The following is a 2,929-nucleotide window of genomic DNA, read 5'->3' as shown; positions in this document are numbered from 1 at the left end:
GGAGCAGCCGGGTAACCGGGTAGGGTGGGCAATGCCCACCTTCTGACTGGAAATCCCCCCTACCCCCCCTTTTTCAAAGGGGGGAAGCCGCGTTAGCGGCGGGGGGATTTTGCCCTTTTCCACAACCCGTATCGGACTCCTGAAGAGTGTGGCATTGACCCTCCGTAAACCATAGATCACAATCTACGGATGATGGACATTATCCAAAGCGAAACCTTCCGGCGGTGGCTATCCAATCTGAAAGACCGGCAAGCCGTGCTACGAATTAATGCCCGCCTCCGGCGGCTTTCTCAAAACAACCTTGGCGACGCCAAACCGCTGCGCGATGGAATCTCGGAACTGCGTATTGACTACGGCCCCGGATACCGAGTGTATTTTATGCAGCGCGGGTTACTCGTCATCGTCCTTCTGACGGGCGGCGACAAACATACCCAGGACAGCGACATTACTCGCGCCATTAACCTTGCAAAAGACTTCAAGGACTAAGCCATGCCTGAAAAATTTACGCGGTGGGATCCGGTAGATGAGCTGCACACTGAGAACGATCAGGCGCTCTACCTCAATGCCTGCCTTGATGAAGACCCTGGCGACGGCAGCCTGATTCGCATAGCGTTAGGGGATATTGCCCGGGTGCGTGGCATGAGCCAACTCGCTCGCGAAACCGGTATTTCACGCGAAGGGCTATACCGTGCGCTGTCCGCCGATGGCAATCCAGAGTTTTCCACCGTACTGAAAGTCATTCGGGCGTTGCGAATCAAACTCCATGCCCAAGCCGCTTGAGCAGTGTAGCCGGGTATAGTGGGTAATGCCCACCTTCTCACTATGCTCCCAGCGACGGTTTTTTTGCGTCCCTCGTAAAAAGAAGCCGGTACGCCATGACCCGTTTCGTAGCTTTACCATTCAATCGCTCTCCGTATTATGATTCATCCAATTAACCAGTCGTACTCAATGTGAGGTGAAAATGAACGAGGAATCGCTGAAAGAAGCCATCAGACAAGAGTTGCCGCATTTTTTGCGGACGGATCCGGACTTGCGTACCTATATTCTGGAACTGACGCGGCGGGAATATGCGGGACGCGAGGAAACGCAGGATCGGTTTTATGACCTCCTAGGCGAACTGCGCCGCGATCGGGAAGAGCAAACCCGCAAGTGGGAGGAGCAAAATCGCAAGTGGGAGGAGCAAAATCACAAGTGGGAAGAGCAAAATCGCAAATGGGAGGTAAATCAGGAGGAACTCCGGCGACTCCATGAAGAAAGCATGGCTCTGGCTAAAAAACACGAGCGAAGTATCGGCGCCCTGGGAGCACGTTGGGGCCTGCAATCGGAAAAGGCATTCCGTGATGCGCTGGCCGGGATTCTGGAACAGAGCTTTGGTGTACAGGTGATCAACGTCAATGAATACGACGACCGGGGCGTGGTGTTCGGCCGGCCTGACCAAGTAGAACTGGATGTGATCATCAAAAACGGCCTGTTGCTGATCTGCGAGCTGAAGTCCTCCATTGACAAAGCGGGGATGTACATTTTCGAGCGCAAAGCGCGGTTCTACGAAGAGCGTCACCAACGCAAGGCCAACCGGCTGATCGTGATCTCGCCGATGATCGACGCCCGGGCACAAAAGGTAGCGGAACGGCTGGGAATCGAAACCTACGGTGACTCGACCGAGGTTGAAGTGTTGTAAAATAGGCTATTCTTTATCCGTCCCACGGGATATACCGCACAACTTTTTAACGCTGGACTTTGCTGGGAGTGGATCCGGATGTCTCGACAGGCCATGCGCTTCGCGGTATCTGTAGCTTATCTGAGAGCCTGCCGGCGAGCCATCCTTGATGAAACTTAATAACCGGATTCGCCTGTTGCTGCGTCCGTTGCGCATAACCCCACTGCATCCGCAATGGCTGATTTTTCGTAATGAAGACGCGATGTTCGATTTTTCAGGCGATCAGTCTCTCAAACTGGAGGTCTGAGCGGCCGAGGAGCCGGTTCACAAAAATACCCAAGGTGTGAGCCAACACCTTGCGTGCGATCCGGCTCGTCAAGTGCCACCGATCCCGTGCCCGGATTTTTTCAAAATGAAACCGCTCCGTGAGTTGGCTAATCACGGTTTCGACGCGACGGCGAGTGGTCATCAGGCGCTGGACAACACCAAGAGCGCGAGAATCGGTCATGTTGGCCCGCAATGGGGTTTGCAGGTCAATCCCGGTGGCCGCAAGTTCGGCCTTTAGGAAGGCACTGATAGAGCCTTTATCGCCAATGACCCAACCCTGAACCCCATCGGTCAGATCCCACAGCGCCTCGCGTTCATCGCCGGAAGCTGGGGTCACCGTCCAAGCGGTAATCACGCCATCCATCGTGACCATCAGAGGGCCATGAAACCCATAATAAAACTGCTTTTTTGCGGCGCAATAACCAGAGTCGGCTTCTCCGGCAAACCCCCGGCAGCGGGAGGCGCGGGTCAGGACGCAGAGCGGCAGAGGACAGCCATCCACGAGATGAATGGGATCCGCCACCGCTCCCAGGTCGAGGACTAACGGTTGATGCAGTTGCTGTTTAATCGCCCAGAGATGGGCGGCCTGCTGGGCAAACGTGGGGCGCGATCCCCGTTGAGGAAACCATAACGGCCAATGCTGGCGAAAATACTGCCCAATAGGCTGATCCGTATCCAGGCCCAAGAACTCGCCTACGACTTCCATCGTCAGGACTTCACCGTCAGTCAACTTTGGGGTAAAACCCCGCAGGCGTAAGCGGTTATCCCCGATCAGGGGATTCAGGTGCTCTTCTATCCAGCAAAATAGCGTGATGATAACGTCTTCGAGCGGCATGGCGGCATTCCCGGAACGTTGCGATGGTGGGTTCCTCTCAGCGTATCTCATACCGCCATGTCGCGCCGCCAAACCCTCATCAATCATCGGAAAAGTCGAACATCGCGTAA

At 55.1% G+C, this 2,929-nt stretch carries 5 protein-coding genes; 4 read left to right on the top strand and 1 reads right to left on the bottom strand.

Features of this window, described 5'->3' with window-relative positions; all coding sequences use genetic code 11:
* The first annotated feature begins 189 nt into the window (after positions 1-189).
* The 4 genes from BN874_RS05565 to BN874_RS24250 all read left to right on the top strand — a co-directional run bounded on the left by BN874_RS05565 (position 190) and on the right by BN874_RS24250 (position 1,964).
* A complete protein-coding gene (locus BN874_RS05565; protein WP_034431423.1) occupies positions 190-486 on the top strand; it encodes a type II toxin-antitoxin system RelE/ParE family toxin in 297 nt (98 codons plus the stop codon).
* A 3-nt stretch (positions 487-489) separates the two neighbouring features.
* Positions 490-780, top strand: a complete 291-nt coding sequence (locus BN874_RS05560; protein ID WP_034431422.1) for an addiction module antidote protein — start codon at positions 490-492, stop codon at positions 778-780.
* 181 nt (positions 781-961) lie between these two features.
* Positions 962-1,678, top strand: a complete 717-nt coding sequence (locus BN874_RS05555; RefSeq protein ID WP_034431421.1) for a PD-(D/E)XK nuclease family protein — start codon at positions 962-964, stop codon at positions 1,676-1,678.
* Between the two features lie 148 nt (positions 1,679-1,826).
* Complete coding sequence (locus BN874_RS24250) at positions 1,827-1,964, top strand: hypothetical protein (RefSeq protein WP_154724757.1); 138 nt, start codon at positions 1,827-1,829, stop codon at positions 1,962-1,964.
* On the opposite strand, the gene BN874_RS05550 is transcribed toward BN874_RS24250, so the two are convergent.
* Positions 1,932-2,819 (bottom strand): IS982 family transposase, encoded by an 888-nt coding sequence (locus tag BN874_RS05550; protein ID WP_034431420.1) that lies wholly within the window; start codon positions 2,817-2,819, stop codon positions 1,932-1,934. The genes BN874_RS24250 and BN874_RS05550 overlap by 33 nt on opposite strands.
* Between the last annotated feature and the right edge of the window lie 110 nt (positions 2,820-2,929).

The sequence above is a fragment of the Candidatus Contendobacter odensis Run_B_J11 genome (assembly GCF_000531125.1).
In the GTDB taxonomy this organism is placed as follows: domain Bacteria; phylum Pseudomonadota; class Gammaproteobacteria; order Competibacterales; family Competibacteraceae; genus Contendibacter; species Contendibacter odensensis.
The sequence above is the reverse complement of the archived record's forward strand: the minus strand, read 5'-3'. Positions and strand labels throughout refer to the sequence as shown.